24 protein-coding genes, 2 riboswitches and 2 other annotated features are annotated in these 24396 nt (G+C 54.4%); of the genes, 13 read left to right on the forward strand and 11 right to left on the reverse strand.

Annotated elements, in window-relative coordinates; translation table 11 throughout:
- Nucleotides 1-9 precede the first annotated feature (9 nt).
- A complete protein-coding gene (locus KB235_RS03250; RefSeq protein ID WP_211780377.1) occupies nt 10-1422 on the reverse strand; it encodes an NAD-dependent succinate-semialdehyde dehydrogenase in 1413 nt (470 codons plus the stop codon).
- Nucleotides 1423-1535: 113 nt separating this feature from the next.
- Nucleotides 1536-3173, reverse strand: a complete 1638-nt coding sequence (locus tag KB235_RS03255; protein WP_034817522.1) for an ABC1 kinase family protein — start codon at nt 3171-3173, stop codon at nt 1536-1538.
- Between the two features lie 94 nt (nt 3174-3267).
- Between KB235_RS03255 and KB235_RS03260 the strand changes: the two genes are divergently transcribed.
- The 3 genes from KB235_RS03260 to KB235_RS03270 all read left to right on the forward strand — a co-directional run bounded on the left by KB235_RS03260 (nt 3268) and on the right by KB235_RS03270 (nt 6290).
- Nucleotides 3268-3873 (forward strand): trimeric intracellular cation channel family protein, encoded by a 606-nt coding sequence (locus tag KB235_RS03260; RefSeq protein WP_034806933.1) that lies wholly within the window; start codon nt 3268-3270, stop codon nt 3871-3873.
- A gap of 13 nt (nt 3874-3886) precedes the next feature.
- Nucleotides 3887-4252: a DUF423 domain-containing protein gene (locus KB235_RS03265; protein WP_034806934.1), complete on the forward strand. Its 366-nt coding sequence runs from the start codon at nt 3887-3889 to the stop codon at nt 4250-4252.
- 451 nt (nt 4253-4703) lie between these two features.
- Complete coding sequence (locus KB235_RS03270) at nt 4704-6290, forward strand: murein hydrolase activator EnvC family protein (RefSeq protein WP_211780378.1); 1587 nt, start codon at nt 4704-4706, stop codon at nt 6288-6290.
- 87 nt (nt 6291-6377) lie between these two features.
- On the opposite strand, the gene KB235_RS03275 is transcribed toward KB235_RS03270, so the two are convergent.
- The gene (locus KB235_RS03275; RefSeq protein ID WP_211780379.1) at nt 6378-7739 is read right to left on the reverse strand and encodes an amino acid permease; all 1362 of its coding nucleotides are present in this window, start codon (nt 7737-7739) and stop codon (nt 6378-6380) included.
- 197 nt (nt 7740-7936) lie between these two features.
- Nucleotides 7937-8166, forward strand: a binding site (T-box leader).
- Nucleotides 8167-8213: 47 nt separating this feature from the next.
- Nucleotides 8214-8445 (forward strand) — a binding site (T-box leader).
- A gap of 55 nt (nt 8446-8500) precedes the next feature.
- Between KB235_RS03275 and trpD the strand changes: the two genes are divergently transcribed.
- Genes trpD through trpA form a run of 5 tightly spaced genes read left to right on the forward strand, consistent with a single transcriptional unit; the run spans nt 8501 to nt 12735 of the window.
- Nucleotides 8501-9490 (forward strand): anthranilate phosphoribosyltransferase, encoded by a 990-nt coding sequence (gene trpD / locus KB235_RS03280; protein WP_211780380.1) that lies wholly within the window; start codon nt 8501-8503, stop codon nt 9488-9490.
- Nucleotides 9487-10248, forward strand: coding sequence for an indole-3-glycerol phosphate synthase TrpC (gene trpC / locus KB235_RS03285; RefSeq protein ID WP_211780381.1), 762 nt, complete (start codon nt 9487-9489; stop codon nt 10246-10248). The genes trpD and trpC overlap by 4 nt, the downstream gene beginning before the upstream one ends.
- Nucleotides 10224-10796 (forward strand): phosphoribosylanthranilate isomerase, encoded by a 573-nt coding sequence (locus KB235_RS03290; protein WP_029334165.1) that lies wholly within the window; start codon nt 10224-10226, stop codon nt 10794-10796. The genes trpC and KB235_RS03290 overlap by 25 nt, the downstream gene beginning before the upstream one ends.
- Nucleotides 10778-11959 (forward strand): tryptophan synthase subunit beta, encoded by a 1182-nt coding sequence (gene trpB / locus KB235_RS03295; protein ID WP_034817536.1) that lies wholly within the window; start codon nt 10778-10780, stop codon nt 11957-11959. The genes KB235_RS03290 and trpB overlap by 19 nt, the downstream gene beginning before the upstream one ends.
- Nucleotides 11959-12735 (forward strand): tryptophan synthase subunit alpha, encoded by a 777-nt coding sequence (gene trpA, locus KB235_RS03300; protein ID WP_211780895.1) that lies wholly within the window; start codon nt 11959-11961, stop codon nt 12733-12735. Before trpB ends, trpA begins: the two co-directional genes overlap by 1 nt.
- A 22-nt stretch (nt 12736-12757) precedes the next feature.
- Here the strand turns inward: trpA and KB235_RS03305 are convergent, their stop codons facing one another.
- Together KB235_RS03305 and KB235_RS03310 are read right to left on the reverse strand one after the other, a co-directional pair.
- Nucleotides 12758-13201 (reverse strand): Hsp20/alpha crystallin family protein, encoded by a 444-nt coding sequence (locus KB235_RS03305; RefSeq protein ID WP_211780382.1) that lies wholly within the window; start codon nt 13199-13201, stop codon nt 12758-12760.
- 115 nt (nt 13202-13316) lie between these two features.
- Nucleotides 13317-14813, reverse strand: coding sequence for a potassium/proton antiporter (locus KB235_RS03310; protein ID WP_211780383.1), 1497 nt, complete (start codon nt 14811-14813; stop codon nt 13317-13319).
- 160 nt (nt 14814-14973) lie between these two features.
- Here KB235_RS03310 and KB235_RS03315 point away from each other — a divergent pair, with 160 nt between their 5' ends.
- Nucleotides 14974-15909: an ATP-grasp domain-containing protein gene (locus tag KB235_RS03315; RefSeq protein WP_211780384.1), complete on the forward strand. Its 936-nt coding sequence runs from the start codon at nt 14974-14976 to the stop codon at nt 15907-15909.
- A gap of 234 nt (nt 15910-16143) precedes the next feature.
- On the opposite strand, the gene hemQ is transcribed toward KB235_RS03315, so the two are convergent.
- A complete protein-coding gene (hemQ, locus tag KB235_RS03320) occupies nt 16144-16923 on the reverse strand; it encodes a hydrogen peroxide-dependent heme synthase (RefSeq protein ID WP_211780385.1) in 780 nt (259 codons plus the stop codon).
- A 333-nt stretch (nt 16924-17256) separates the two neighbouring features.
- Between hemQ and pta the strand changes: the two genes are divergently transcribed.
- From pta to KB235_RS03335, 3 genes are all read left to right on the forward strand, one after another.
- On the forward strand, nt 17257-18246 hold the full coding sequence (gene pta, locus KB235_RS03325) for a phosphate acetyltransferase (RefSeq protein WP_211780386.1): 990 nt from the start codon (nt 17257-17259) through the stop codon (nt 18244-18246).
- A gap of 115 nt (nt 18247-18361) precedes the next feature.
- Nucleotides 18362-18661, forward strand: coding sequence for a rhodanese-like domain-containing protein (locus tag KB235_RS03330; RefSeq protein ID WP_211780387.1), 300 nt, complete (start codon nt 18362-18364; stop codon nt 18659-18661).
- A complete protein-coding gene (locus KB235_RS03335) occupies nt 18661-18825 on the forward strand; it encodes a hypothetical protein (RefSeq protein WP_034817679.1) in 165 nt (54 codons plus the stop codon). The genes KB235_RS03330 and KB235_RS03335 overlap by 1 nt, the downstream gene beginning before the upstream one ends.
- Nucleotides 18826-18862: 37 nt before the next feature.
- Here KB235_RS03335 and folE2 read toward each other — a convergent pair whose 3' ends face one another.
- Nucleotides 18863-19771 (reverse strand): GTP cyclohydrolase FolE2, encoded by a 909-nt coding sequence (gene folE2 / locus KB235_RS03340; RefSeq protein WP_034817558.1) that lies wholly within the window; start codon nt 19769-19771, stop codon nt 18863-18865.
- A gap of 252 nt (nt 19772-20023) precedes the next feature.
- Here folE2 and KB235_RS03345 point away from each other — a divergent pair, with 252 nt between their 5' ends.
- Entirely contained in the window at nt 20024-20854 is an 831-nt protein-coding gene (locus KB235_RS03345) for a TerC family protein (protein ID WP_211780388.1), read from the forward strand.
- A gap of 40 nt (nt 20855-20894) precedes the next feature.
- On the opposite strand, the gene KB235_RS03350 is transcribed toward KB235_RS03345, so the two are convergent.
- From KB235_RS03350 to KB235_RS03365, 4 genes are read right to left on the reverse strand one after another with little or no spacing between them, the layout of a single operon-like run.
- A complete protein-coding gene (locus tag KB235_RS03350) occupies nt 20895-21428 on the reverse strand; it encodes a 1,2-dihydroxy-3-keto-5-methylthiopentene dioxygenase (protein WP_211780389.1) in 534 nt (177 codons plus the stop codon).
- Nucleotides 21429-21442: 14 nt separating this feature from the next.
- Nucleotides 21443-22060 (reverse strand): methylthioribulose 1-phosphate dehydratase, encoded by a 618-nt coding sequence (locus tag KB235_RS03355; RefSeq protein ID WP_211780390.1) that lies wholly within the window; start codon nt 22058-22060, stop codon nt 21443-21445.
- A complete protein-coding gene (locus KB235_RS03360) occupies nt 22057-22707 on the reverse strand; it encodes a 2-hydroxy-3-keto-5-methylthiopentenyl-1-phosphate phosphatase (protein WP_211780391.1) in 651 nt (216 codons plus the stop codon). Before KB235_RS03360 ends, KB235_RS03355 begins: the two co-directional genes overlap by 4 nt.
- Nucleotides 22704-23861 (reverse strand): 2,3-diketo-5-methylthiopentyl-1-phosphate enolase, encoded by a 1158-nt coding sequence (locus tag KB235_RS03365; RefSeq protein ID WP_034817565.1) that lies wholly within the window; start codon nt 23859-23861, stop codon nt 22704-22706. Before KB235_RS03365 ends, KB235_RS03360 begins: the two co-directional genes overlap by 4 nt.
- 70 nt (nt 23862-23931) lie before the next feature.
- Nucleotides 23932-24033, reverse strand: a riboswitch (SAM riboswitch).
- A 203-nt stretch (nt 24034-24236) separates the two neighbouring features.
- Nucleotides 24237-24340, forward strand: a riboswitch (SAM riboswitch).
- The last annotated feature ends 56 nt before the right edge of the window (nt 24341-24396 follow it).

Below are 24396 nucleotides of genomic sequence, written 5' to 3' on the forward strand. Positions count from 1 at the left end.
CGGTCTTTGTTATAGGCCGAGCGAGATGTACTTCACTTCTAAGAACTCTTCGATGCCGTGGTGACCGCCTTCACGTCCTAGGCCGCTCTCTTTCCATCCGCCGAACGGGGCCTGCGGCGTCGAAGGGAGGCCATCGTTGACGCCGACGATGCCGTATTCGAGCGCTTCGGCTAAGTAGAGCGCCTCGTTGATGTCTTGCGTGAACACATAAGCGGCGAGCCCGAACGGGGTCGCATTCGCCCGTTCGACCGCCTCCTCGAGCGTATCAAACGAGGCGATTGGGGCGACGGGACCAAACGTCTCTTCGTTCATGCAGAGCATATCCTCGTTCGCATACCGGACGACGGCCGGACGAACGAACAACCCATCGAGCTGCTCGCCGCCGAACACTTCGCCGCCGCGAATTTGCGCATCCTCGAGATGTTTCATCACTTTGTCGACGGCGGCCTCATCGATGAGCGGACCGATGTCGACGCCGTCCTCGAGCCCGTTGCCGACCTTGAGTTCCTCGACCGCCTCGATGAACTTCTCTGAGAACGCGTCGACGATGGAACGTTCGACGTAGATTCGGTTGGCGCACACACACGTCTGGCCCGCGTTTCGGAACTTCGTCGCGATCGCTTGCGGGACGGCTTTCTCCAAATCGGCTTTCGCGGTGACGATGAGTGGGGCATGGCCACCGAGCTCGAGCGAGATTTTCTTCATCGTGTCGGCGGCGTCACGCATGAGCATCTTCCCGACTTCGGTCGAGCCGGTGAACGTCAATTTCCGGACGCGCGTGTCCTGTTGCCATGCTTTGACGATATCCGAGGCCGTCCCGGTCACCAAATTGATGACACCGGGCGGGAAGCCGGCCTTCTCTGAAAGCTTGACGAGGTCAATCGCGGTCAACGGCGTGGCCGACGCGGGCTTGATGACGACGGTGCAGCCCGAGGCGAGCGCCGGACCGACTTTTCGGGTAATCATCGCCGCCGGGAAGTTCCACGGGGTGATGGCCGCCACGACGCCGACCGGTTGCTTGATGGCGAAGATACGTTTGTTGTTCGCCGAAGCCGGGATCGTCTCGCCGTAGACGCGGCGTCCTTCGGCAGCGTACCATTCGATGAAGCCGTTCGCATAAAGGATTTCCCCGATTGCTTCTTTTAGCGGCTTGCCTTGCTCCTCGACCATCGTCCGACCGAGCGCTTCCGCTTCTTCTTCAATCAAGCGATGCCACTCGAGCAAGAGCGCCCCGCGTTCTTCGGCCGTCTTTTGTTGCCACGCTTCTAGCGCCGCATGGGCGGCATCGACGGCGCGCCGGGCTTCGGTCTCACCGCTTTTCGTGACGGTCGCCATAATGTTTCCGGTCGCGGGATTTCGGACTTCAATCGTCTCGTCCGTCTCGACCCATTCCCCGTTTATCCAGTTATGTTCAGCTCGCATCTCGATCTCCCCTTTCATCCTAAGTGCACAATAAGACAGTACCCGTTTTCAAAAAACATACACAATTTTACAAACGGCATACGAAAAACCGCCACGGTGACGTGACGGTTCGTTTAGACGCGGAAGTCTTGGCGGGCCAGATGGCGAATCTTCCGACCGAGGCGTCTGGAGTTGAAGTAGGCGATGACGGCGACGACCCCACCGGACCAGAACAACCACTCGTCGGGACGGATGTATCCTAGCAGACCGACGAGAAGCCCGAGGAGAATCAACCCGGAATTGAACAGCTGACGGTGCAATAGCTCCTTCGATTCGAGCCGACGTTGGAACATTGCTTGTTCAGACAAGCGTTTACGTGTCGGTTCTTTCAAGAAGTTATCAAGCAGTGGCGGCACGTTCAACAATTTTTTGCCGTAGTTGAGGGCGGTCATGACGTACCGGTTTTGAATCGTCGTCCCGTCCGCTTCGAGCCACTGGATGACGATCGGCTTCCCAAGCGTGAAGAGGTCGATTTTTGAGTCGAGGATTTGTAAGATCCCGAGTAACGTCGAGGCGGCCCGACCGAAGAAAGCGAACTCGGCCGGCAGCTGAATCGGCTCGTTTTTGACGAGCAACTGGATGTCTTGCAACACTTTCTCGATGAGCTTCGTGTCGACCGTGTCGATGTCGGTCTCTAAGTAGAACGTGACGGCTTTTTCGAGCGCTTGACGAATGTTATGTTTGTTCGCCGTCGGCAAAAGGAAGCGTAAATCCTCCAAACCGTCGACGACCCCGTCATAATCGAGGGAAATGAACGCCTGCAAGATTTTTCGAATCGTCGCCATGTCTTGCGGTGTCGTCGAACCGACCATTCCGAAGTCGAGCAAGATGATGGTCCCGTCGGCCCGGATTTGAACGTTGCCGGGATGCGGGTCGGCGTGGAATTTTCCGCCGAACAACAGTTGTTCGGCCGCCATCGTAAACAATCGTTCGGCGAGCGCGGAGCGGTCGATGTTGTTCTCTTTCAAGAAAGCGAGGTCGGTGATGCGGCGTGCATCGACCCAGTCCATCGTCAAGACACGATTCGTACAGAGGTGGTCGTAGTAGTCCGGGATGTATACGTCCGGATTTTCAGCATATTTCGCTTTGAAATAGTGCGCATTTTTTAATTCGGTTTGGAAATTTAACTCATCCCCGATGACAAAAATCATTTGGCGATATAAGCTATCTAAGTCGGTCGATTTTGCGAGCGCGGTTCGTTTGAGCATCGTCGTGACGATACGCATCGCTTTGAAGTCCGTCCGGATAATCTTTTCGATGTCCGGGCGCTGGATTTTTAGCGCGACCCGCTTGCCGTTCTCGAGCAATGTCGCGCCGTACACTTCGCCGATTGAGGCCGAGGCGACGGCGTCGACGTCGACGTCTTTGACGACTTGCGTGTACGGGACGCCCCAGTCGGCTTCTAAGATCGCGCGTGACTTTTCCCAGCCGGACGTCGGGACACGGTCGACAAGTTCGGACAGCTCGTTTAAGACGGACGTCGGCAACAAGTCGGCCCGAATCGACAAGAATTGGCCGAGCTTGATTAAGAGGCCTTCTAACCGCAAGGCGTTCCGTTTATACTCGCGGGCGAGGTTGAGCATGAGCGCCTCGTATTCTTCTTGATTCGTCAGGCCTTGCTGTTGCTTGCGCGAGAAGGCGTAAATTTTAATGATGAATCGGGCGAACATTGTGACGATAATCCATATGCGGAACAAAGCGATTCGTTTCATAAAAGTACCGACATCCTTTACAAGCAGTCGCGTGACTGATCTGATTTTTTGTATCTTTACTGTACCATACAATGCTTAGGAGAAAGGGCCAGGGATGTTCATGGAATGGGAATTACTCAACGTCGTCGGAACGGTTGCGTTTGCGGCGAGCGGTGCCATCATCGCGATGGACGAAAAATACGATATCTTTGGGGTTTGGCTGCTCGCGTTTACGACCGCGTTCGGCGGCGGGGCGATTCGAAACGTCCTGCTCGGTAATCCCGTCAGCTTGATTTGGCAACAAAATGATTTGTTTATTCTCTGTTTTCTCGTCGCCTTGCTCATCTTCCTGCTGCCGAGCGTCGTCTTGCCGCACTGGGAACGCTGGGGCGTCATCGTCGATGCGATCGGGCTCGTCGCCTTCGCTTTCCAAGGGGCGCAAGTCGCAATCAAACTCGACTTGCCGTTATCCGCGGCCATCGCGGCGGCGGTGTTGACCGGGGTCGGGGGCGGTGTCGTCCGTGATTTGCTCGCGGGGCGAAAGCCGCTCGTCTTACAGTCGGAAGTGTACGCGATTTGGGCGATCATCATCGCCGTCGTCACGTACTATTTCCGTCTCGAGAGCGGGTTGCCGGTCTATGCGTTACTCATTGTCGTCGCGACCCTTCGAGTGATATCCTACTATCGAAAGTGGAATTTACCAGCACGGCAAGTCAGATAAGGGGGAACGGTTTATGAAAGTCTTACTCATCATCGGCGCGGCGCTCATGGCGCTCGGCGTCGCACTCGGTGCGTTCGGTGCGCACGCGTTAAAAGAACGTCTCACGCCGAACATGCTCGCGAACTGGCAGACGGGTGTGCTCTATCACATGATTCATGCGATCGGCATCATCGCGCTTGCCTCGATTTTAATGCGGGTCAGCATCAGTCAGTTTAGTACGGCAGGTTGGCTCATGTTCGCCGGAATCATCTTCTTCTCGGGGAGCCTTTACGTCATGGCGCTCACAGGCATTACGAAGCTCGGTGCCGTCACGCCGATTGGTGGCGTCCTATTCATCGCGGCCTGGGTATTCGTCATCCTTGGCGCCTTGAAGTTGTAATCAAAAATCCACAGTCCGTTAACACGAGAACGGTATACTTCAACTTGTAAGACCCTCGTGTTCATCACAACGAACCACTCGGTCGTCTTTCACCTTTCCTTCGGACCGGTGAAGGGCGGCCCCTTTTTACGTTTTCTGGGATTGGTGAAATGTAGAAATCATGAGAAGAAGTTTTTTGAATATAAGGGGAATGTGTCGTTATTTCCAACTATTATTACAAGAACATTTCGAAATAAAACAAATGGGAAAACCGTTGAAATAAAGCGAAAGTGGGTGTACCAGGGGCACACCCACTTTTTCGTCGTAATAAAAGTGAAATATAACTTTAACAGGAAAACATTAAACACTTCGATATAATTAGTCGTGTTGAAACTGAAAAAATAATCGTTTTTGTTACATAGCAAAACGACAGATAAAAGTCCGTACGTATAACCTGTTTATTTTAGAAAGGATGTCCGCATTGATCAACTGGAAACGCACCGTCTCGACACTGACGCTCAGCGCCTTGCTCCTCGGATCACACTCGGTGGCCGATGCCTCGACGACAATCAAAGAGAAACAAGAGCAGCAGAAGAAAGTTCAAGACCAACGTAAAAACGTAAAAGACAACCAAGCGAACACGTCTTCAAAAATCCAAGAGAACAATAAAGAAATCTCGAAGGTACAAGAAGAAGTCAACAAAATGGACGCCCAGCTCCAAGATATCATCTATGACGTCGCAGCGAAGCGCCAAGAAATCAAGCGTACCGAGATGAAGATCGAGGACCTTGAGGCGGACATCAAAGCGTACCAAAAGAAGATGGAAGCACAAGAAGCGATGATGCGCGAACGGATGGCCACGATGCAAATCAATGGCGGCGGCTCAATCAACTGGGCCGAGTTCATTTTCGGTTCGAAAAACTTCTCGGATTTGATTACACGCATGATCACGGCCGGAACGATTCAACGAAGCGACCAAGAGTTGTTTGACGACTACGAGGCGACACGCCAATCCCTTCAACAGGCACAAGCCGCATTGAAGGAGCAACGTGCATCGCTCTTAGCACAACAGAAAGCGCTCGAAGCACGTCAAGCTGACCTCGAGAAGAAGATGAAACAGCGTGAAGCACGGATTAAAGAACTTGAAGAGAAAAACATCGAGTTCGAGACGCAAATCTTCGACCTTCAAGAAATCGAAGCGACGTTAATCGCGCAAGAAGAAGCGATTGCCGCCGAAATCGAGGCACAACGTCGTGAAGAAGAAGAGGCACGTCGTCGCGCTGAAGAGGCAGCTCGTCAAGAAGCAGCGCGTAAGGCAGAAGAAGCGCGTCTTGCCGAAGAAGCCAAAGCCGAAGCGGCTCGTCAAGAGGCAGCCCGTCAAGAGGCGGCTCGTCAGGAAGCCGCACGAGCAGAAGCAGCGCGTCAAGCTGCAGCTCAGCAAAAGCAGAACAATAGTAATAGTACCCAGTCGTCAGCATCTTCAAACCAGACGACACAAAATGCGACGCCGGCACCAAAACCGGCTGCGCCAGCACCGAAGCCAGCTGCACCAGCTCCAAAACCAGCAGCACCGGCTCCGAAGCCAGCAGCTCCAGCACCAAAACCAGCACCGAGCACACCGACTGCATCGACGCCAGCGCCAACTGGTGCGATGTTCATCCAGCCTGCGGCAGGACGTTACACGCAAGGATGGGGACCGGCAAGCGGTCAGTTCGGCTACACGTTCCATAACGGTGTCGATATCGCTGGACCTGTCGGAACGCCAATTCGCGCGTCAGCAACCGGTACGGTCATCCGTGCAGGATGGGGTGGGGCTTACGGGAACCACGTCATGATTGCACACGTCATCAACGGACAAGTGTGGACGACGGTTTACGCCCACATGAACTCGGTGTCTGTTAGCGCCGGACAGCGTGTGACGCAAGGTTCGAACATCGGGACACTTGGAAACACAGGCAACTCGTCAGGCCCGCACCTCCACTTTGAGATTCATAGAGGGAGCTACTCGTACTCGTCATCGAGCGCGGGGAACACGGTCAACCCACGTCAGTTCTTCTAATTCAAGCATAAGAGCACCTGTCGATTGCGATAGGTGCTCGTTTTCATGAAAAAAATCGCTCCTACCATAACCGGTAGGAGCGATTTTTTAGTTCGCCTGTTCGATGTCATCGGATTGGTCATCGGATTTCCGGAAGCGTTCCCGGACGAAGTAGACGATTGTTAAGCCAATCAACCATGGAATCCCAAACTTGAGCAAGATATCAAAGTCGGTGAACCATGTCGTGATCATCAGGCTGAGCAGCAAGACGGCCCCGAGGAGCGGCAAGACCGGATATCCGATCATGCGGACCGGGAGCTTGCGTCCCGTCCATTTCTTGCGGAAGAACAAGTGAGAGACGAACACCATGAACCATGTGAAGATGGCGCCGAACATCGAGATGCCCATGAGGAACGGGTACGACGTCTCCATAAAGATTTGGAGGAGTGCCGCGAGCACGATTCCACCTGTCGAGACGAAGAGTGCGTACGTCGGGATACCGTTTTGGCTCACTTTTTTAAACACACGTGGTGCGTCACCCGCCTCGGCGAGCGAATACATCATCCGAGTCGAGGCGTACAACTGCGCGTTCATCGCCGAAAGGGCGGCGATCAAGATGACGAAGTTCAAAATACCGGCGGCGCCAGGTACGTCGAACTGTTGCATGACGAGGACGAACGGGCTTTGGTCGATGCCCGCCTGCTGCCACGGGATGAGCATGAGCATGATCGCGATCGTGACGAGATAAAAGAACGTCAAGCGGAACACGGTCGCACGTAACGCTTTCGGGACGGCGCGGTCCGGATCTTTCGCCTCGCCCGCCGTGACGGCGACAAGCTCGGTCCCGAGAAAGCTGAAGAGCGAGATGAAAATCGTCACCCACATGCCGTAAAAGCCGAAGGCGAAGAACCCTTCGTCCCCCGTCGTAATCGATTCAATCGGAGAACCGGGCTGACCGAACAACGTGGCCGCCCCGAGAATGATGAACAAGAAAATGGCGCTAACTTTGATGAATGATAACCAGTATTCTGTCGTGCCGAACGTGTGGACGTGCCGGGCGTTGATGTAGATGAGCAGTCCACCAAACAAGGCGACCCAGACGAAGCCGTTCACATCCGGGAACCAGTAGCGCATATAGATGGCGATCGCGCTCACCTCGACCCCGATGGCGAGGACGTTGGCGACCCAGTACGAATAACGGACCAAAAAGCCGGCGAGCGGATGCACGTAACGTTCGGCAATCGTGCCAAACGAACCAGATGTCGGATGGGCGACCGTCATTTCTGCGAGACAGCCCATGAGTAAGAGGACGATAAACGCCCCGATGGCGTAGCTGACGAGCACGCTCGGTCCCGCTGTCTGGATGGCGAGCCCGCTTCCGAGGAAGAGGCCCGTCCCGATGGCGCTCCCGAGCGAAATCATCGTGAGTTGCCGGGTCGACAGCTCACGTTTTAGTTTGCTTGTTTCCAATTGTCTTATCTCCTTTAGTCGAGTGAAGTGTTGTTGGGGACGACTATAGCAGACGAAAAAAACGTATGTCAACTTGCCGGGTTGCGAAAAACGTCGCCTTTTTCGTGTCACCTTATAGAAGCAAACTTTTTTTGCACGCTTTTGTTTGACAGGGGAGTCCGTCCCCTGTATAGTACGAGTTAACTTAATTGAAACGAACAAAGGCGTTGACGAAGAGAAGTAACGACAGGCCCCGCATGACAGAGAGCTGATGGTTGGTGTGAATCAGTATGTGGGACGTCGCGAATGGACTTCCGAGCTCTAAACCGAAACTTTGAGTAGGCTTTAGCGGGTGACCCACCGTTATCATGGGGAAGCGGATGATCGTCCGTGAAGTGGGTTCTACGGAACCAACGAAGGTGGCACCACGGGGTTACTCGTCCTTCTCATAGCGTAAGCTATGGGTAGGCGAGTGACCCTTTTTTCGTTTCACATAGAAAATCGATGATTGAGAAGAGTAGCATGGAGCAGTCTCGTCCAGAGAGTCAGGGGTGGTGAGATCCTGACCGAGACCTTTATGCGAATGGGCTCATGAGAGCGCGGCCGAATGCAGTAGGCCGTGACGGTTTCCCCCGTTATCGGGATACGATGTGATTGCATCGGATAAAAGCGGGATTGAAGAATCAATCCAACGAGAGGTGGCACCGCGGTCCATACCGTCCTCCATACGACAGACGTCGTATGGAGTTTTTTTGTACCGAAAATTAGAGGAGGAACCATACATGTTGACACGACTACTGACGAACCGAGTGACGGCGACAGAGATGAAACAAGCGGCGGAGGAACTGTTCACGGCGGACACGGCCCGTATCAAAGAAGTGCTACTTACGTTAAAAGCACGGGGCGAGACGGCCGACGAAATGGCAGGGCTCGCCGCCTACATCCGTGAAGCGGCGACCTTCCCCGAGACGACGCTGCCTGTCCTTGACGTTTGCGGGACGGGCGGGGACGGCGCCCATACGTTCAACATCAGCTCGACCGTCGCGTTCGTCTTGGCGGGGCTCGGCATCCCGGTCGCAAAACATGGGAATCGGAGCGTGTCGAGCCGGTCGGGCAGTGCGGACGTGCTCGAGGCGTTAGGTGTCCCCATCGTCCGAACAGCGGAAGATGTACTAGCGGACCTCGAACGGGCGAACCTCAGCTTCTTGTTCGCGCAGCACGTGCATCCGATTATGAAGCACGTCATGCCGGCACGAAAAGAGCTCGCGACCGCCACGATCTTCAATCAAATCGGGCCGCTCACGAACCCGCTCAAACCGAGACGACAATTGATTGGCGTGTATCATCCGTCGCTCCTTGAGAAGATGGCGGCGGCGATGAAGCAACTCGGCGTCGAACGCGGCATGGTCGTCCACGGCGCGGGCGGTCTCGATGAAGCGAGCCTCGCCGGTGAGAACGACGTCTTGTTCTTTGACGGGGAACAGACGGCGCGCTATAAAGCCGACCCACGCGACGTCGGGTTGATGCGGGCCCCGCTCTCGGCGCTACGCGGCGGGACGCCAGAAGAGAACGCCGAGACGCTTGTCGCCGTGTTGAACGGACAACAGGGACCTGCCCGGGACGTCGTCCTGTTGAATGCGGCACTCGCCTTATGTACGTACGGTGCGGTGAAGACGCTCCGCGAAGGAGTCGCGGAGGCGAGACGGAGCATCGATGAAGGTCACGCGCTCGGCGTGCTGACCCAACTACAACAAACGGAGGTTCGACTATGAGCTATTTGACGAAGATTATCGGGACGAAGATTGAAGAAGTGAACGAGATGCACGCGATTGACGTCGCCCGGACCGAACCGATTCGGCTACTCGACGTGATGAACGACGGCTTCCACGTCATCGCCGAAATCAAGCGGGCCTCCCCGTCGAAAGGATTGATTCGGGAACGAGTCGATGTGGCGGAACGGGCCCGAGCGTACGAGGCGGCCGGGGCGACGATGATTTCCGTCTTGACCGATGCGACGTATTTCAAAGGATCGTTCGACGATTTAAAGGCCGTCGCGGAGGCGGTCGAGATTCCGGTCCTCTGTAAAGACTTCATCATCGATGAACGACAGCTCGACCGGGCGAAAGCGGCCGGTGCGAGTGCGGCGCTCTTAATCGTCGCGGCACTTCATCCGAGCCGACTCGCCACGCTCACGGCATATGCCCGTGCAATCGGTCTCGACGTGCTCGTCGAAGTGCATGACGAGACGGAACTCGACATAGCGCTTGAACTCAAGGATGTATTGATTGGCATCAACAATCGCAACTTGAAGACGTTCGAGGTCACGCTCGAGACGTCAATCGACTTGATGCGGAAACATCCAAATATCACGTTCGTCAGTGAGAGCGGCGTCGACCGAAAAGAAGCGGCGGAGCGGCTCCAAGCGGCCGGTGCGCGCGCGATTCTCGTCGGTGAGGCGCTCATGCGTGAAGATGACCCGACGTCACTCATCGAGGAGTTGAAAGCATGTTCGTTAAAATATGCGGAGTGAAGACTGAAGGTGCCGTCCGTGCCGCGGTCGAGGCGGGGGCTGATGCGATTGGGTTCGTCTTCGCCGACAGTTCCCGACGCATCGATGTGAAGACGGCGAAGCGGTTACGGCGGCACATCCCGGAATCGGTGCGCGTCGTCGGCGTGTTCCTCGACCCGACGCTTGAAGAGGTCGAGACGGCACTCACGAGCGGAATGACCGATATTCAACTGCATCGGCGCACGTTGCCGCTCGAAGCGTTCCGACGTTTCGGGTTACCGATTATCGAAGCGGGTCGTGAGACGGAAGCGGAAATCGTGTTGTTGGATGCACCCGTCCCGGGGAGCGGGGAAACGCTCGACTGGGAGACGTTAGGACGCCCGAGTCGGCCGTTTTGGCTCGCCGGAGGGCTTGACCCAGATAACGTCGCCACGGCGATTCAAATCGTAAGACCAGATGGGGTCGACGTCTCGAGTGGTGTGGAGACGAATGGAGAGAAAGATCTTGAGAAGATTCGCGCGTTCATCAGGCGTGCCAAGGAGGAGTTTACATGTACAACCAACCAGTGAACGGGAAGTTTGGCCCGTATGGCGGAAAATATATACCGGAGACGCTCATGCAGGCGGTCGAAGAATTAGAGGTCGCTTATGAGGAGGCGCGGCAAGACCCGGCGTTCCATGAGAAGTTCGACGAGCTTCTAAGCGAATATGTCGGTCGTGAGACACCGCTCTACTACGCGGAGAACATGAGCCGCCGCCTCGGGACGAACGTCTACTTGAAACGGGAAGATTTGAACCATACCGGGGCCCATAAAATCAACAACACGATCGGCCAAGCGTTGCTCGCCAAACGGATGGGCAAACAGAAGATCGTCGCCGAGACCGGGGCGGGACAACACGGTGTCGCGACCGCGACGGTGTGCGCGCTACTTAACCTCGAATGTACAATCTTCATGGGCGAGGTCGACGTCGAGCGTCAACAGTTGAACGTGTTCCGGATGGAGCTGCTCGGCGCGACGGTCGTGCCGGTCAAATCGGGGAGCCGGACGTTGAAGGATGCGGTGAACGAAGCGCTCCGTTACTGGGTCAAACACGTCGACGATACGCACTACGTCATGGGCTCCGTGCTCGGACCACACCCGTTCCCGGCGATGGTACGGGATTTCCAAAGCGTGATTGGCATCGAGACCCGTCGTCAAGTGCTCGACAAGACCGGTCGCTTGCCGGACGCGGTCATCGCTTGTGTCGGCGGCGGCAGCAACGCGATGGGGATGTTTTATCCGTTTTTGAACGACGAGGCGGTCGCTTTATACGGCGTCGAAGCGGCAGGGAGCGGGATCGACACGCCGGAGCATGCGGCGACGCTCACGAAAGGTGAGGTCGGCGTGCTCCACGGGTCGCTCATGTACGTGCTTCAGGACGCGGCCGGGCAGATTCAAGAAGCGCACTCGATTTCAGCCGGGCTCGATTATCCTGGCGTCGGTCCGGAGCATAGTTTCTTGAAAGATATCGAGCGGGTCCGCTACGCCGCCGTCACAGATGACGAGGCGCTCGCGGCTTGCATGTCGCTCAGCCGGAACGAAGGCATCATCCCAGCGCTCGAGTCGTCCCATGCGCTCGCGTATGCCGAGACGCTCGCTGAGACGATGGCGGAGGATGACATTCTCGTCATCTGCTTATCGGGACGAGGAGACAAAGACGTACACACGATTCGAGAAAGGGTGACAGGATGATGCGATTAGATGAAGCGATTCGGAAGCGGAGTGAAGGGACGGCGTTCGTTCCATACATCATGGCGGGCGACGGGGGACTCGACAACTTGATTCCGACGATTGAACGGCTTGAGGCGATGGGGGCGACGGCGATTGAACTCGGCATCCCGTTCTCGGATCCGGTAGCGGACGGACCAGTCATCGAGGCGGCCGGTATGCGCGCCCTCGCCGAAGGCGTGACGCTCGCACAAGTGCTCGACCGTTTAATAGAAGGAACTGGACGTTTTTCAGTCCCGATTGTCCTCATGACCTACTTGAATCCGGTGTTTCGCTTCGGAGTGCAACCGTTCTTTGAAAGAGCGGCGGCAAGTGGAGTGAGCGGGGTGATCATCCCGGATTTACCATTTGAAGAAAGTCTCGAACTGTTCGCCGAGACGGATCGCCACGGCGTTGCCGTCATCCCGCTCGTCACATTAACGAGTAGCGCGCAGCGGGTCGAGACGATATTGAATCAGGCCGAGGGATTCGTCTACGCGGTCACGTTGAAAGGAACGACTGGGAAGGCGGATGTGTTCCCAGATGAATTGCTCGGACATTTACAGGCGCTCACGGCTCGTTCGCCGGTGCCCGTGCTTGCCGGATTCGGCGTTCATCTGGCCGAACAAGTCCGAGTACTCGGCGAGGCGTGTGATGGCGTCGTCGTCGGCAGTTTTATCGTCGAGGCGCTCCACGAAGGACGAGACGAGGAAGTGGCCGCTTTGATTCGAGCGGCGAAGACAGTGGACACAAAAAGGTAAGGAGCGTGCCGAGGCACAACCCTTACCCTTCGATTTCAATCGTACGTGTCGTCGACCCATCATCGGCTTTTGGAATCGTCAAATGCAACACGCCGTCAGCGAGCTTCGCTTTGATGCCGTCCTCTTTCACATTCGGCAGGTAGAGTGAACGTTGCATCGAGGTGACACGACGTTCCCGATAAACGTAATCTTTATCTTCTTCTTTCTCCTCACGTTGGTCGACGGATAAGATGAGATAGTCCTTGTCGTAGCGGACGTGAATGTTTTCTTTCTTGATGCCGGGCATCTCGGCCTCGATAATAAACTGTCCGTCTTGGTCTTTGACGTCAAGTTTGAACGAGTCGAGGAACGAGGTCGCCCCGTCTTTCGGGTCGAACAATTGGTTCATCCGGTCGAAGACGTCTCCGAACAAGTCTTTTCGCAAACGATCGAGTTCATTTTTTCGAAACGGTGTCAAATCAAACATGTGAATCCCTCCTCCAATAAAAAACGAACATGGCAGAAGTGTTGTCACTTCTACTATGTTCGTTTTTTATATGGTCTAAACCTGATTCACGTGACGAAATGATGAAAAGAAGTCGTCATAACTCGACACGTTCGAGTCCGTCCTCCCCGAACTTGCGGTCGAGTTGGTCGTGACGATACGTCGAGGCGAGGACGTATAACAAGTCGCCCGGCTCGATTTTCGTCTGGCCGGTCGGCGGGATGAGATAGTCCTGGCGTACGATCGCATTCACGACCGTGTTCGGCGGGAGCGTGATGTCGGCGAGCGTCTTCCCAATCATCGACGACGCTTCTGTCGCGACATACGGGACGAGCTGGTGTTGCGATTGTTTGCTCGAGACGAGCGCGATTGAGTATGGGGACCGAATCTTATCCGGTCCAAGTAAGTCGAGTTTTGTGGCGAGCGGCATGAGCGTCGTGCCTTGAATCAAAGCGCTCGTCACGACGACGAAGAAGACGGCGTTAAAAATCAATTGGGCGTTATCGATGCCTGCGATGAGCGGGAACGTCGCGAGGACGATCGGGACCGCGCCTTTTAGCCCGGCCCATGAGATGAACAGCTTCTCTTTATTCGTAAACGCCATACCGAGCGTCGACAAGTAGACGGCAATCGGTCGTGCGATGAACATTAAGATGAACGAGATGAGCAAACCTTTCCAAATCAGTTCGAGGTCGAGCAACTGTTTTGGGAAGACAAGCAAGCCGAGGATGACGAACATGATGATTTGCATAATCCAGGCGAGCGCCTCAGAGAATTGGACAATCGTCACTTCGTGAGCCGTATGCGCGTTTCCGACAATCATCGCAGCGATATAGACGGCGAGTAGTCCACTGCCTGCAAAGTATGCAGCAGCCCCGTACGTCATGAACGCCATCGAAATCATGAGGACGGCGTGTAGTCCGCTCGAGTCAAGTTTCAAATGGTTGAGCATGAGGCGAGAGACGTTTCCGAGGAGATATCCAAGGAGTGCCCCGACGACAATTTGCAAGACGAACATCCAAATGCCGTCCCAAATGGTCGTGCCCGGTTTCATCATAAAATCGAGGGCAAGAATCGTTAAGAACATCGCCATCGGGTCGTTCGTGCCGGACTCGGCTTCGAGTGTCGCACCGACGTTCGGTGCAATGTTCTTTCCTTTGAAGGCCGCAAAGACGGCCGCGGCATCAGTTGAACCGATGATGGCGCCAAACAGGAAAGCTTCAATCCAATCGAAACCAAATACGAAACGAACGGCAACCGCGACGACACCGGTCGTGAGCAAGACGCCGATTGTGGCGAGCGAGGCAGACGGGGCAAGGACGCTACGAATCGAGGACCACTTTGTCTGCAGTCCGCCTTCGAACAAGATGACGATGAGCGCTGCGACCCCGATCATCTGGGCGAGACCTGTGTTGTCGAAGAAGATAAGACCGGTGATGTCACTACCGATGACCATCCCGATGCTCATGAACAAGAGGAGGGCTGGGAGGCCGAATCGGGTCGAGACGCGTGTGGCGAGTACTCCTGCGACGAGGAGGAGGCCGAACAATAAAATCAAGCTATCCGTACTTAAAACCGAACCATTCAAACACATCACTTCCTTTATAAAAATTGTCGCTTTTCCCAATTATTATTAAGTTCATTATACCATGAAATCGTTATAAAATAAGAAATAACGCATCTATAGTTATGCGCATTGGAATAATCAGATATAGCATGGTAAAGTGAGGATACGAAAAAAAGGGGAGGTACGTATGGCTAAAATTTATGTCTTACACGAAAACAATGAATGGACAGACCATCTCGTCAAACGACTGGACGAATTAGCTTTACCTTACGAATTGTGGCATTTGGATGAGGGAATGATTGATCTCGAGGCGACCCCGCCCGAAGGTGTGTTTTATAACCGGATGAGCGCCTCGTCCCACACGCGCGGACACCGTTACGCCCCGGAGCTTACGGAAGGGGTGCTCGCTTGGCTTGAGGCGAATAACCGGACTGTCTTTAACGGGACGCGTGCGATTCGTCTTGAAGTGAGCAAAGTGAATCAGTATACGGCACTTCGCCGCGAAGGAATCCGTGTACCGAAGACGATTGCGGCCGTCGGGAAAGAACAAATCATGAACGCGGCAGAGACGCTCGGGATGACGCCGTTTATCACCAAGCATAACCGAGCCGGCAAAGGGCTCGGTGTCCAACTGTTCCATTCGATTGAGGCGCTACGTGAGTATGTATATGGACCAACTTTTGAAGACTCGGTCGATGGCATCACGTTGATTCAACAGTACATCGAGGCGCCGCAGCCGTTCATCACGCGTTGCGAATTTATCGGTGGCAAATTTGTCTACGCGGTGCGCGTCGACACATCGGAAGGGTTTGAATTGTGCCCGGCGGACGCGTGCTCGATTGAGGATCAGTTCTGCCCGGTCGGCGAGACGCCACCGGCGAAGTTTGAGATTGTCGAAGGGTTTACGCATCCGATTCTTGCGCAGCTCGAGGCGTTCCTCGCGGCGAATGAGATCGCCGTCGCCGGCATCGAGATTATCGAGGACCGAGACGGAAACGTTTACGCCTACGATGTGAACACGAACACGAACTATAACTCCGACGCCGAGGCGAAGGCGGGCACGTATGGCATGCTCGAACTCGCGACGTTCCTCGGGGATGCGCTTCATGCGAAGACAAAATAAAGGGTCAGGCTTTCGCCTGACCCTTTCGCTGTGTATGTTTTAATTGTTGTTCAAATCGAAGTTGGACTAGCTCGGCAGTCGGTGCCATTCGCTCAATAAACGAATCTAAACGTTCCGCAGTGTCTCGATCTGATTCCTTGAACACGCGCATCGTTGTTCACCTCATTGATCATTATTTATGGAGTTGCCTCTATAAACTATGGTTCCCGAGGGAGCGTTTGCATAAACCTAGATTTAGCCTAGGAATGTGCCGAGTTCTTCTTTTGGTAAGATGTTTCCTACATAGAATTCGCCGAACTCGCCGTACTTCGCGCTTACTTCATCAAAGCGCATCTCATAAACGATTTTCTTGAACTGGAGGGAGTCTTCGGCAAACAACGTGACGCCCCATTCCCAGCCGTCGAACCCAGTCGAGCCGCCGATGAACTGTTGAATCTTGCCGGCGTAGCTGCGGCCGATCATACTGTGGCGATACATGAGGTCTTTCCGCTCATCCATCGACAACGTATACCAGTTGTCGCCGTCGCGGCGGGCCTTGCTCATCGGATAGAAACAAATATGCGCCGCTTTCGGGAGCGTCGGATAGAGACGAGCCCGGATATGCGGGTTCTCATAAGGGTCCCCGTCACCGGAACCACGGTACATCCCGAGTTCAATAACTGAAACGTAAGAGTATGACGGAATCATGTAATCGTACAATTTCGTCTTCCGGAGCGCGAGTTCGACTTGTTCAAGTTCTTTAAACGTCGGACGAAGGACCATCAAGACGATATCCGCTTTTTGTCCGAGAATCGAATAAAACGCGTGGCTTCCTTCCCCCCGCGCTTCGACCTCTTCGAGTGAAGCGAGGAAGGCAACGAACTCCTCGATCATCTCTTGGCGCGCTGTTGCGTCAACGGTTTTTAAACGGGTCCAATCAATCGTACGAAAATCATGGAGCGTATACCAGCCATCCAAAGTGGCGGCGGCATGCTGTGTATCTGTAGTAGGTGTTGGTGCAGGGCGTTCAGACATAAAAAAACTCCTTTCAGGAACTTAGGCTTCGCTGTTTATTTTACCATAGTCGCTTCACGGCCTGGCAAGTTTGACGTCACGTGTGAGCGTAATCACACGTGAGACCGGGTAAAGGGAAGACGACACAAAAAAAGAAACGGCTTCATATCTACCTGTATCAGTCATTTCTGTTTGACTGTTCTATTCGTATAATGATTGATTTCAAGCGATTTATGACGAAACGGGCAGAATAGTTTATTTTAAAAAAGGTCCTGTGTATAATTGAAATCGCATAAAGATAACAGTCGGTCACAAAAACGTGACACTTACTTCAAAAAAAGGGGTTCATTCGTTATGAAACTATTTGATACGTTGAAACAAAAAGTCCGCCCAATCCGTCCTACAATCGTCTTGCCAGAAGGTGTCGACGAGCGTGTGCTCGGCGCCGCGGTCCGTTTGAAGAACGACGGCATGGTCGAACCGATTGTCATCGGACCAAAAGCTGAACTAGAAGCGGTCGCGACGAAGCACGGCTTTGACATTTCGCAGTTGACGCAATACGATCCGGCAACGTATGAAGACATCGAGACGCTCGTCGAAGCGTTCGTCGCGCGTCGTAAAGGCAAAGCGACACCAGAACAGGCTCGCGAATTGTTGACGTCTGACGTGAACTACTTCGGGACGATGCTCGTCCACACAGGCAAGGCAGAAGGTCTCGTCTCGGGTGCGATGCACGCGACAGCGGACACGGTCCGTCCGGCCCTTCAAATCATCAAGATGCAAGAAGGTATCAAGAAGACGTCTGGCGTATTCATTATGGTACGCGACAACGAGCAGTATGTCTTCTCAGACTGTGCGATCAACATCGCCCCGGACGCGGCCGACCTCGCGGAGAACGCGTACTTGTCAGCTTTGACGGCGAAGACGTTCGGCATCGAGCCACAAGTCGCGCTCCTCAGCTTCTCGACGAAAGGTTCAGCGAAGTCGCCTGAAACCGAGAAAGTCATCGAAGCGACACGTCTCGCGAAAGAGAAGGCACCGAACCTTCCAATCGACGGTGAGCTTCAGTTTGATGCCGCGTTCGTCCCAAGCGTCGCAGCGAAGAAGGCACCGGGCTCTGACGTGGCCGGTAACGCCAACGTATTCGTCTTCCCGAGCCTCGAAGCCGGAAACATCGGCTACAAGATGGTTCAACGTTTCGGCGGGTTCGAAGCGATCGGACCGATCCTTCAAGGACTCAACAAGCCGGTCAATGACTTGTCGCGCGGCTGTAACGAAGAAGACGTCTACAAATTGACGCTCATCACAGCGGCACAAGCCATCGACGAGCGCAACGAAGCGTAAGTCAAAAAAGCATCCTTCCTGAGCGGAGGATGCTTTTTTCAGGAGCACGAAGCGTTTGTATGAAGAAAGTCTGAGGTAAACTAGTAGAGGGTAACATTGAAAAGGGGGAACCAATATGCAACATATCCATGCAACCGAATTACGTGAGAAGCTCGAGAACGGCGAATCGCTCCACATCATCGACGTACGCGAACAAGACGAGTATGACGCAGGTCACATCCCGCACGTCCCGCTCTATCCGCTGTCCGAGTTCCCGGGAGTGACGGAGAAGCTCGCCAAGGACAACGTCTATCACATCATCTGTCGTTCGGGCGGCCGCAGCGTGACAGCGGGCGACTATTTGGAGTCTCAAGGTTATAAGGTCGTCAACGTCGAGGGCGGTATGCTCGCCTGGGACGGTGACATCGAAGCGTGATGCTTGAGAATCCATGGGTCGTCATCCCACTCCTTATCGCGCTGTATTTGACCGTGTACGCGTTCGTCAAACGGCTCGATTGGGCCAAATGGCGTCTCGTCTGGGCGGTATGGGTCATCTTGATTGTGATTTTGTTGACGATTCGGCTCATCCGGAGCCTATGAAAAACGAGTGAAGCCAAAGTCGGCTTCACTCGTTTTTTTAGTTCTCGCGCTTATCGAACGTGATCGAGGCGATCGCGTCATGTTGGTGAATCGATTCTTCGTTCCGGCACTCGACGAAGAAGTTGACGACTTGTTTCATCTCGTACAAATCGGCTGCGATCAAACGGACCATGTCTTCGACGAAGCGTGGGTTCTCGTAAGCGATCTCTGTCGCGCGCTTCTCGTCTGGACGTTTGAGGACAGGGTGAAGCGGTGCTGAGGCGTTTGACTCGGCTGCATCGAGTAACGCGACGCGCCAGTCGAAACCGTCGAGCGACGTCTCGTCGAGGCCGGCCTCGATCGTGATGTAGCCGCGTTGGTTGTGGGCACTGTATTCACTGATCTCTTTTGAGCATGGGCAGAGCGTCGTCACGTTGATGACGAGCCCGACCGTGACGCTCGCTGTGCCGGTTTCGAGGTTATACGACACGCGGTGCATGACGTCGGCGTTCATAAGCCCACTGAGGCCGGTTGCCGGTGCTTTCCGGCTGAAGAACCACGGGTAGCGGATTGTGAGCTGGCCTTCCGTCTGCTCCATCCGCTCGGCAAGTTCTTGCGCGAACTCGATGAGCGACGCGTTCGATACGGTCCAACCTTGGTTATGGTATGCGTCGAGTTGCTCGGTGAGACGCGACATATTGATGCCTTTCCGGTCTTGGACGAGTGACGTCGTCAATTCAAACGTCGCGACCGTCGCTTGAATCCCGTCCGGCGTCTCGATGTTGACCGGGTGCTTTACGTTTGAGATGCCGACGCTGTCGAGCGCGAACAAGAAGTTTTTTGGTGTGTTTTGTAGATCGACCATTTTATCTTTTTCTGTCGGTTTCGTTCCTTTGATCGGTGGGACCGAACCGAATAATTTATGTCGTTCTGCTTTAGTAGGTAAAGCGACATGGCTTGTAGACATAATCGGATTCTCCTTTTTGAGAGGGTGGGGACCACCACTCGTTCTTGTTAGGATTTTATCACGAAACGTACGTGAACCGGGTATCAATTTGCTCTAGGAACATGCTTTGAACCTGTTTTTAGTGAGAAACTTCATAGTGTGAAAAAATAACGATTGCTTTTAAAAAGAAATCGGAATAGAATGTTCTCGTGAACTTAAAAAAACAGTCACTATTAAATATGAAGGAACACAGTAAAAAGGAGATGGATTTACATGGATTGGCAGTTAATTCTGCAGTATGCTTGGATCGTCGTCGTCCTCATCGGTCTTGAAGGGCTATTATCTGCAGACAATGCGCTCGTCTTGGCTGTCATGGTCAAACATTTGCCGCGCACGGAACAAAAGAAAGCATTGTTCTACGGCTTGTTTGGAGCGTTCGTATTCCGCTTCCTCGCACTGTTCCTTATCTCATTCTTAATCAACGTCTGGCAAGTGCAGGCGCTCGGGGCCCTCTATTTGATTGGGATGAGTGTGAGACATCTGTATATGACGTACAAGGCGCGCCACATGGCGCCGCATCAAGACCTGGCGGCAGAGGCGAAAGCCGAGACGGCCGTCACCGAGAAACCGGTCTCGCGCAAAGAGTTTTGGTGGACGGTCGCGAAAGTCGAGTTCGCGGACATCGCCTTTGCGGTCGACTCGATTTTGGCGGCGGTCGCGCTCGCGGTCAGTCTTCCGGCGCTCGGTCTCGGTGAAATCGGTGGAATCGATTCCGGTCAGTTCTTCGTCGTCTTGCTCGGTGGTCTCATCGGTGTCATCTTGATGCGTTTCGCCGCACGAATCTTCGTGAAACTGTTGCACCAGCGCCCGACGCTCGAGACAGCGGCCTTCATCATCGTCGGTTGGGTCGGGGTGAAGCTGACGGTTCTCGTCTTGGAGCACGAAGGCTTCAAACGGTTAATCGAAGGAACGCCAATCGAATTCATCGGACTCCCCCACGGGTTCGTCCACTCGACCGGTTGGACGCTCTTCTTCTGGTCGGTCATGGTCGCCATCGCCCTGTGGGGTTGGTTCTCATCGAAGCCATCGGCGGTCAAACATTAAAAAAATCCTGCTCTCCTTTAACGGGAGGCAGGATTTTTTGTTAGGCGGTCACATCTTCTTTCTCGTAAATCGGCACCCAGCCTTCCGTCGTCACGAAGATACGGACGGCGACGACTTTGCGGTCGTCTTGGAGGGTGAAGTAGTGGCGTGTGTTCACCGGAACCGAGATGAGATCGCCCGGGTTCAGTTCGATGTTGAAGTAGCCACGCTCGGCGTCATCGATCGCGAAGATGCCATGGCCGCTCACGATGAAGCGGACTTCGTCATCCGTGTGATGATGCTCTTTTTGGAAGTTGACGAGCAGTTCGTCCAAGTTCGGCGTCGCATCCGAAAGCGAGATGACGTCGGCCGTCTCATAGCCACGGCGTTCCGATACATCTTTAATCTCGTCACGGAACGTCGCGAGAATCGCCTGTTTGTCCTCGTCCGTCAACTGGTAGTTCTCTTGCAGGTTTACTGGGAGTTTGTTGATGTCCCACTGCTCATATAAAATGCCGCGTGACTCCAAAAACGCGCTCACTTCAGTTTGGTCGACGTAACGTTCTTCGGTTTGTTGGAAATAGATTGTAGCCATGATAAAGTTCCTCCTTATGAATGGACGCCTAAGGCGCATAGTTTTAACGTGTAGCTGAACAAAAACTCATATGCTTCTAAATAGCGTTTCGTCGCCGCCGGTGTCTCGCCCCAGACGGTGATGCCGTGGTTGCGGATCAAGACGGCACCAGCATTTGAACGGACATGAGGGGCGAACGCCGCGGCAAGCGTCGGGATGTCGGCATGGTTGTCGATGATCGGGACACGGACGACAGCATCTTCTTCCCAATAACCGAGCGCCTTGATGATCTCTTGACCGGTGAAGACGACCTCGCCTCGAGCGGCATAAAGCTCGGAGATGACGTTGTTGTCAATCGTATGGACATGAAGCGAGCATGTCGCCTGCGTCCGGTTAAATACTTCGACATGCAGGAGCGTCTCGGCGGACGGTTTGCCGTTCTGTGCTCCAATCAAGTGTCCGGACGCATCGACGAGGACGAAGTCGTCCGGTGTTCGTTTTCGCTTGTCACGTCCGCTCGCAGTGACTAAAAAGGTGAGCGGGTCATCTTCGACGCGAATCGCCAAATTCCCACTCGTTCCGGGGAACCAGTCGCGGGCGGCGAGTTCATCTTTAATGTCGGCTAGTTCGAGCCAACGGGCGGTCACACTCATACGGTCACCTCCTGCAGATGATGGGTGATGTCATGGAACGTCTCGAACGGGGCGAATGGGATGCCTTCCGCCTCGCAGAGCGTGATGAGTTGTCCACGGGCATAGACGAAGTCCGCCCGTTTCGCAATCTCGAAATCGGTCACCGAATCCCCGATGACGATCAACCGGTCATTGGAATCGACGATGCGGCGGGCGATCGTCGGTTTACAGCAACCGCAATCGTTCGTGCACTGATCGTCACACGCGTGTGGCCACGCGACGGTCACGGTCTCACCCGAGAAGTCGGCGACGTTACAGAAAATATGTTCGGAACCGACGAGGCCGTCTAAAATTGGTTGAACGAAGAAGTCCATCCCGCCGCTGACGACGTCAAAGTGCCATCCGTTTTGACGCACGTCGGCCAAAAAGGCAGTAAACCCAGGGCGTAACGCGATACGTTCCACCAAATAGTCTCGATATGCGGTACGTTCGCTACTTGGCAACAAGTCGAACAGTTGGCCGACGCCGGAGCGAATCGAGATGTCTTGGGCGAGGATCGCGTCTTTCAGCTCGACCCATTCGGGAGGAGCGAACGCCTTCATCAAGGCGATGATGTTGTCCTCGGCCGTGATGGTCCCGTCGAAATCGCAGAGGATATGGACCGTCATCGCGTCGTCCACGCTTTCAATGCCGTCTCGAGCTCGGTCGTCTGGCCGTCTCGTTGTCCGAGGACGTGCGCGATGGCCTGTTTGAACGCCCGGGCCCCGGCTGCGGCGCCGTCTGGGTGTCCGTGGATGCCACCACCGGCATTGATGACGACATCGGTTCCGAAATCACGGATGATGTCGGGAACGAGCCCTGGATGAATCCCGGCTGACGGGACCGGGAGAATCGCTTTTCTTTCGCTCGGTTCCGCGCTTACATCGCGGATGAGGAGCGCCTCGTCACGCGGCGTCGCGAGCGATCCATACGGCGATGGAAAGAGCGTCAAGTCGGCACCGGCGAGTCGAGGAAGCTTCCCGAGTAGGAGTGCATGGCTGATTGAACCGGTCAAGGCGCCGGCGAACGCCGGGTGCGCTAAAATCGGCACGTTCACGTCCGGGTCTTTCGCCAGCTCACGCAAGGTATCGAGCCCGTATGTATAGACGTTGAAGAGGAGGGCCGTTGCCCCAGCGTCAATCAACCGTAGCGCTTGGTCACGTAACGTGAACACCGGTCCGCTTAGCGTGACGGCGTACAGGGCACGTTTTCCGGTCGCCTCGTAATGCTCGTCTAAGACGGTGCGGCCGATCTGCGCCCGCTCAAGTGAAGGGGTGAGCGGATTGTCATATAAAATCTCGTCGTCTTTGACGATATCGATGCCCCCGTCGAGCTGGTCACGGAGCTGTGCTTCTAAAAAGGTCAAGTCTCGGCCGATGACCCCTTTGAAGATGCTCATGACGAGTGGCCGGTCGTAGACGCCGAGTAGCTGACGGACGCCTTCTGTCCCGAACTTGGCGCCGGGAAACGTGTCGCGCAACGCTTCAGGTAAATCGAGGTCGACGAGCCGGACCGAGTCGTCGAGTGATAGCTTTCCGAACGTCGTCGTCAAGATGGATGAGAAGTCCGCACTGACGTTATGGAGCGGGTAGCGGATTTTGAAGCGGCTCGTCGTTTCCGTATGTGACGTCGAGACGACTTCGGCGCGATACGCTTGTAACTGTGCTTGTTCTAGGTGTGGTAAGTCTGTCCACGTGCCGACGGTCAACTCGAGCGCGATTTTCGCGGCGAGGTCGGCCACGCGGTCCGTACGGTTAATTTCATAAGTGGCGATGATGCCCATGTTCGTTCCTCCTTCCGGTCAAACAAAAAATGACCCCATGCCGAGGCAAGAGGTCATCATAAAAAATGAACTCTTATCTCTCAGCGTCTGCTGCAAGAATTAGCACCGTGCCCAATCGGGTCGGTTGCTGCGACATCATCGGGCTTGTCCCTCCGTCTGCTCTTGATAAGAATATGATTTGAAGTTGTGAAATTTAATTGAATTTTTGCACAGAATCGTCACAGCGTCAATTCCTTTTTTGAAATTTTTTTATTTTAGAAATTTGTTTCCATATATGCAAACAAAAAGTGACTCGATGCTCAAAAAAACAGCGTTGACAACCAGGGCGTCGACTCCGTAATATTCAGCTCATAGTCACACAAATCGAATAACACACTCTTATCGCGAGTTGGCAGAGGGAATTGGCCCGATGACGCCGCAGCAACCGACCAGTACGGCACGGTGCTACATCCACCAGACGAATGTCTGAAAGATGAGAGGAACAACCAATCTGGCTGTGCCTCTTTCTCGCGGAGAAAGGGGCTTTTTTTGTGGA

The sequence above is a fragment of the Exiguobacterium alkaliphilum genome (assembly GCF_018138125.1).
Taxonomy (GTDB): domain Bacteria; phylum Bacillota; class Bacilli; order Exiguobacteriales; family Exiguobacteriaceae; genus Exiguobacterium; species Exiguobacterium alkaliphilum.

Excerpts from the sequence above, each read along its gene's own strand:
- KB235_RS03350 (WP_211780389.1), bottom strand. The coding sequence starts at position 21,428 with ATGGCTACAATCTATTTCCAACAAACCGAAGAACGTTACGTCGACCAA.
- KB235_RS03270 (WP_211780378.1), top strand. The coding sequence starts at position 4,704 with ATGTCCGCATTGATCAACTGGAAACGCACCGTCTCGACACTGACGCTC.
- KB235_RS03310 (WP_211780383.1), bottom strand. The coding sequence starts at position 14,813 with ATGTGTTTGAATGGTTCGGTTTTAAGTACGGATAGCTTGATTTTATTG.
- KB235_RS03330 (WP_211780387.1), top strand. The coding sequence starts at position 18,362 with ATGCAACATATCCATGCAACCGAATTACGTGAGAAGCTCGAGAACGGC.
- KB235_RS03360 (WP_211780391.1), bottom strand. The coding sequence starts at position 22,707 with ATGACGGTCCATATCCTCTGCGATTTCGACGGGACCATCACGGCCGAG.
- trpA (WP_211780895.1), top strand. The coding sequence starts at position 11,959 with ATGCGATTAGATGAAGCGATTCGGAAGCGGAGTGAAGGGACGGCGTTC.
- KB235_RS03265 (WP_034806934.1), top strand. The coding sequence starts at position 3,887 with ATGAAAGTCTTACTCATCATCGGCGCGGCGCTCATGGCGCTCGGCGTC.
- pta (WP_211780386.1), top strand. The coding sequence starts at position 17,257 with ATGAAACTATTTGATACGTTGAAACAAAAAGTCCGCCCAATCCGTCCT.
- folE2 (WP_034817558.1), bottom strand. The coding sequence starts at position 19,771 with ATGTCTACAAGCCATGTCGCTTTACCTACTAAAGCAGAACGACATAAA.
- hemQ (WP_211780385.1), bottom strand. The coding sequence starts at position 16,923 with ATGTCTGAACGCCCTGCACCAACACCTACTACAGATACACAGCATGCC.
- trpC (WP_211780381.1), top strand. The coding sequence starts at position 9,487 with ATGAGCTATTTGACGAAGATTATCGGGACGAAGATTGAAGAAGTGAAC.
- KB235_RS03255 (WP_034817522.1), bottom strand. The coding sequence starts at position 3,173 with ATGAAACGAATCGCTTTGTTCCGCATATGGATTATCGTCACAATGTTC.
- KB235_RS03290 (WP_029334165.1), top strand. The coding sequence starts at position 10,224 with ATGTTCGTTAAAATATGCGGAGTGAAGACTGAAGGTGCCGTCCGTGCC.
- KB235_RS03355 (WP_211780390.1), bottom strand. The coding sequence starts at position 22,060 with ATGAGTGTGACCGCCCGTTGGCTCGAACTAGCCGACATTAAAGATGAA.
- KB235_RS03305 (WP_211780382.1), bottom strand. The coding sequence starts at position 13,201 with ATGTTTGATTTGACACCGTTTCGAAAAAATGAACTCGATCGTTTGCGA.
- KB235_RS03250 (WP_211780377.1), bottom strand. The coding sequence starts at position 1,422 with ATGCGAGCTGAACATAACTGGATAAACGGGGAATGGGTCGAGACGGAC.
- trpD (WP_211780380.1), top strand. The coding sequence starts at position 8,501 with ATGTTGACACGACTACTGACGAACCGAGTGACGGCGACAGAGATGAAA.
- KB235_RS03260 (WP_034806933.1), top strand. The coding sequence starts at position 3,268 with ATGTTCATGGAATGGGAATTACTCAACGTCGTCGGAACGGTTGCGTTT.
- KB235_RS03345 (WP_211780388.1), top strand. The coding sequence starts at position 20,024 with ATGGATTGGCAGTTAATTCTGCAGTATGCTTGGATCGTCGTCGTCCTC.
- KB235_RS03335 (WP_034817679.1), top strand. The coding sequence starts at position 18,661 with ATGCTTGAGAATCCATGGGTCGTCATCCCACTCCTTATCGCGCTGTAT.
- trpB (WP_034817536.1), top strand. The coding sequence starts at position 10,778 with ATGTACAACCAACCAGTGAACGGGAAGTTTGGCCCGTATGGCGGAAAA.
- KB235_RS03315 (WP_211780384.1), top strand. The coding sequence starts at position 14,974 with ATGGCTAAAATTTATGTCTTACACGAAAACAATGAATGGACAGACCAT.
- KB235_RS03365 (WP_034817565.1), bottom strand. The coding sequence starts at position 23,861 with ATGGGCATCATCGCCACTTATGAAATTAACCGTACGGACCGCGTGGCC.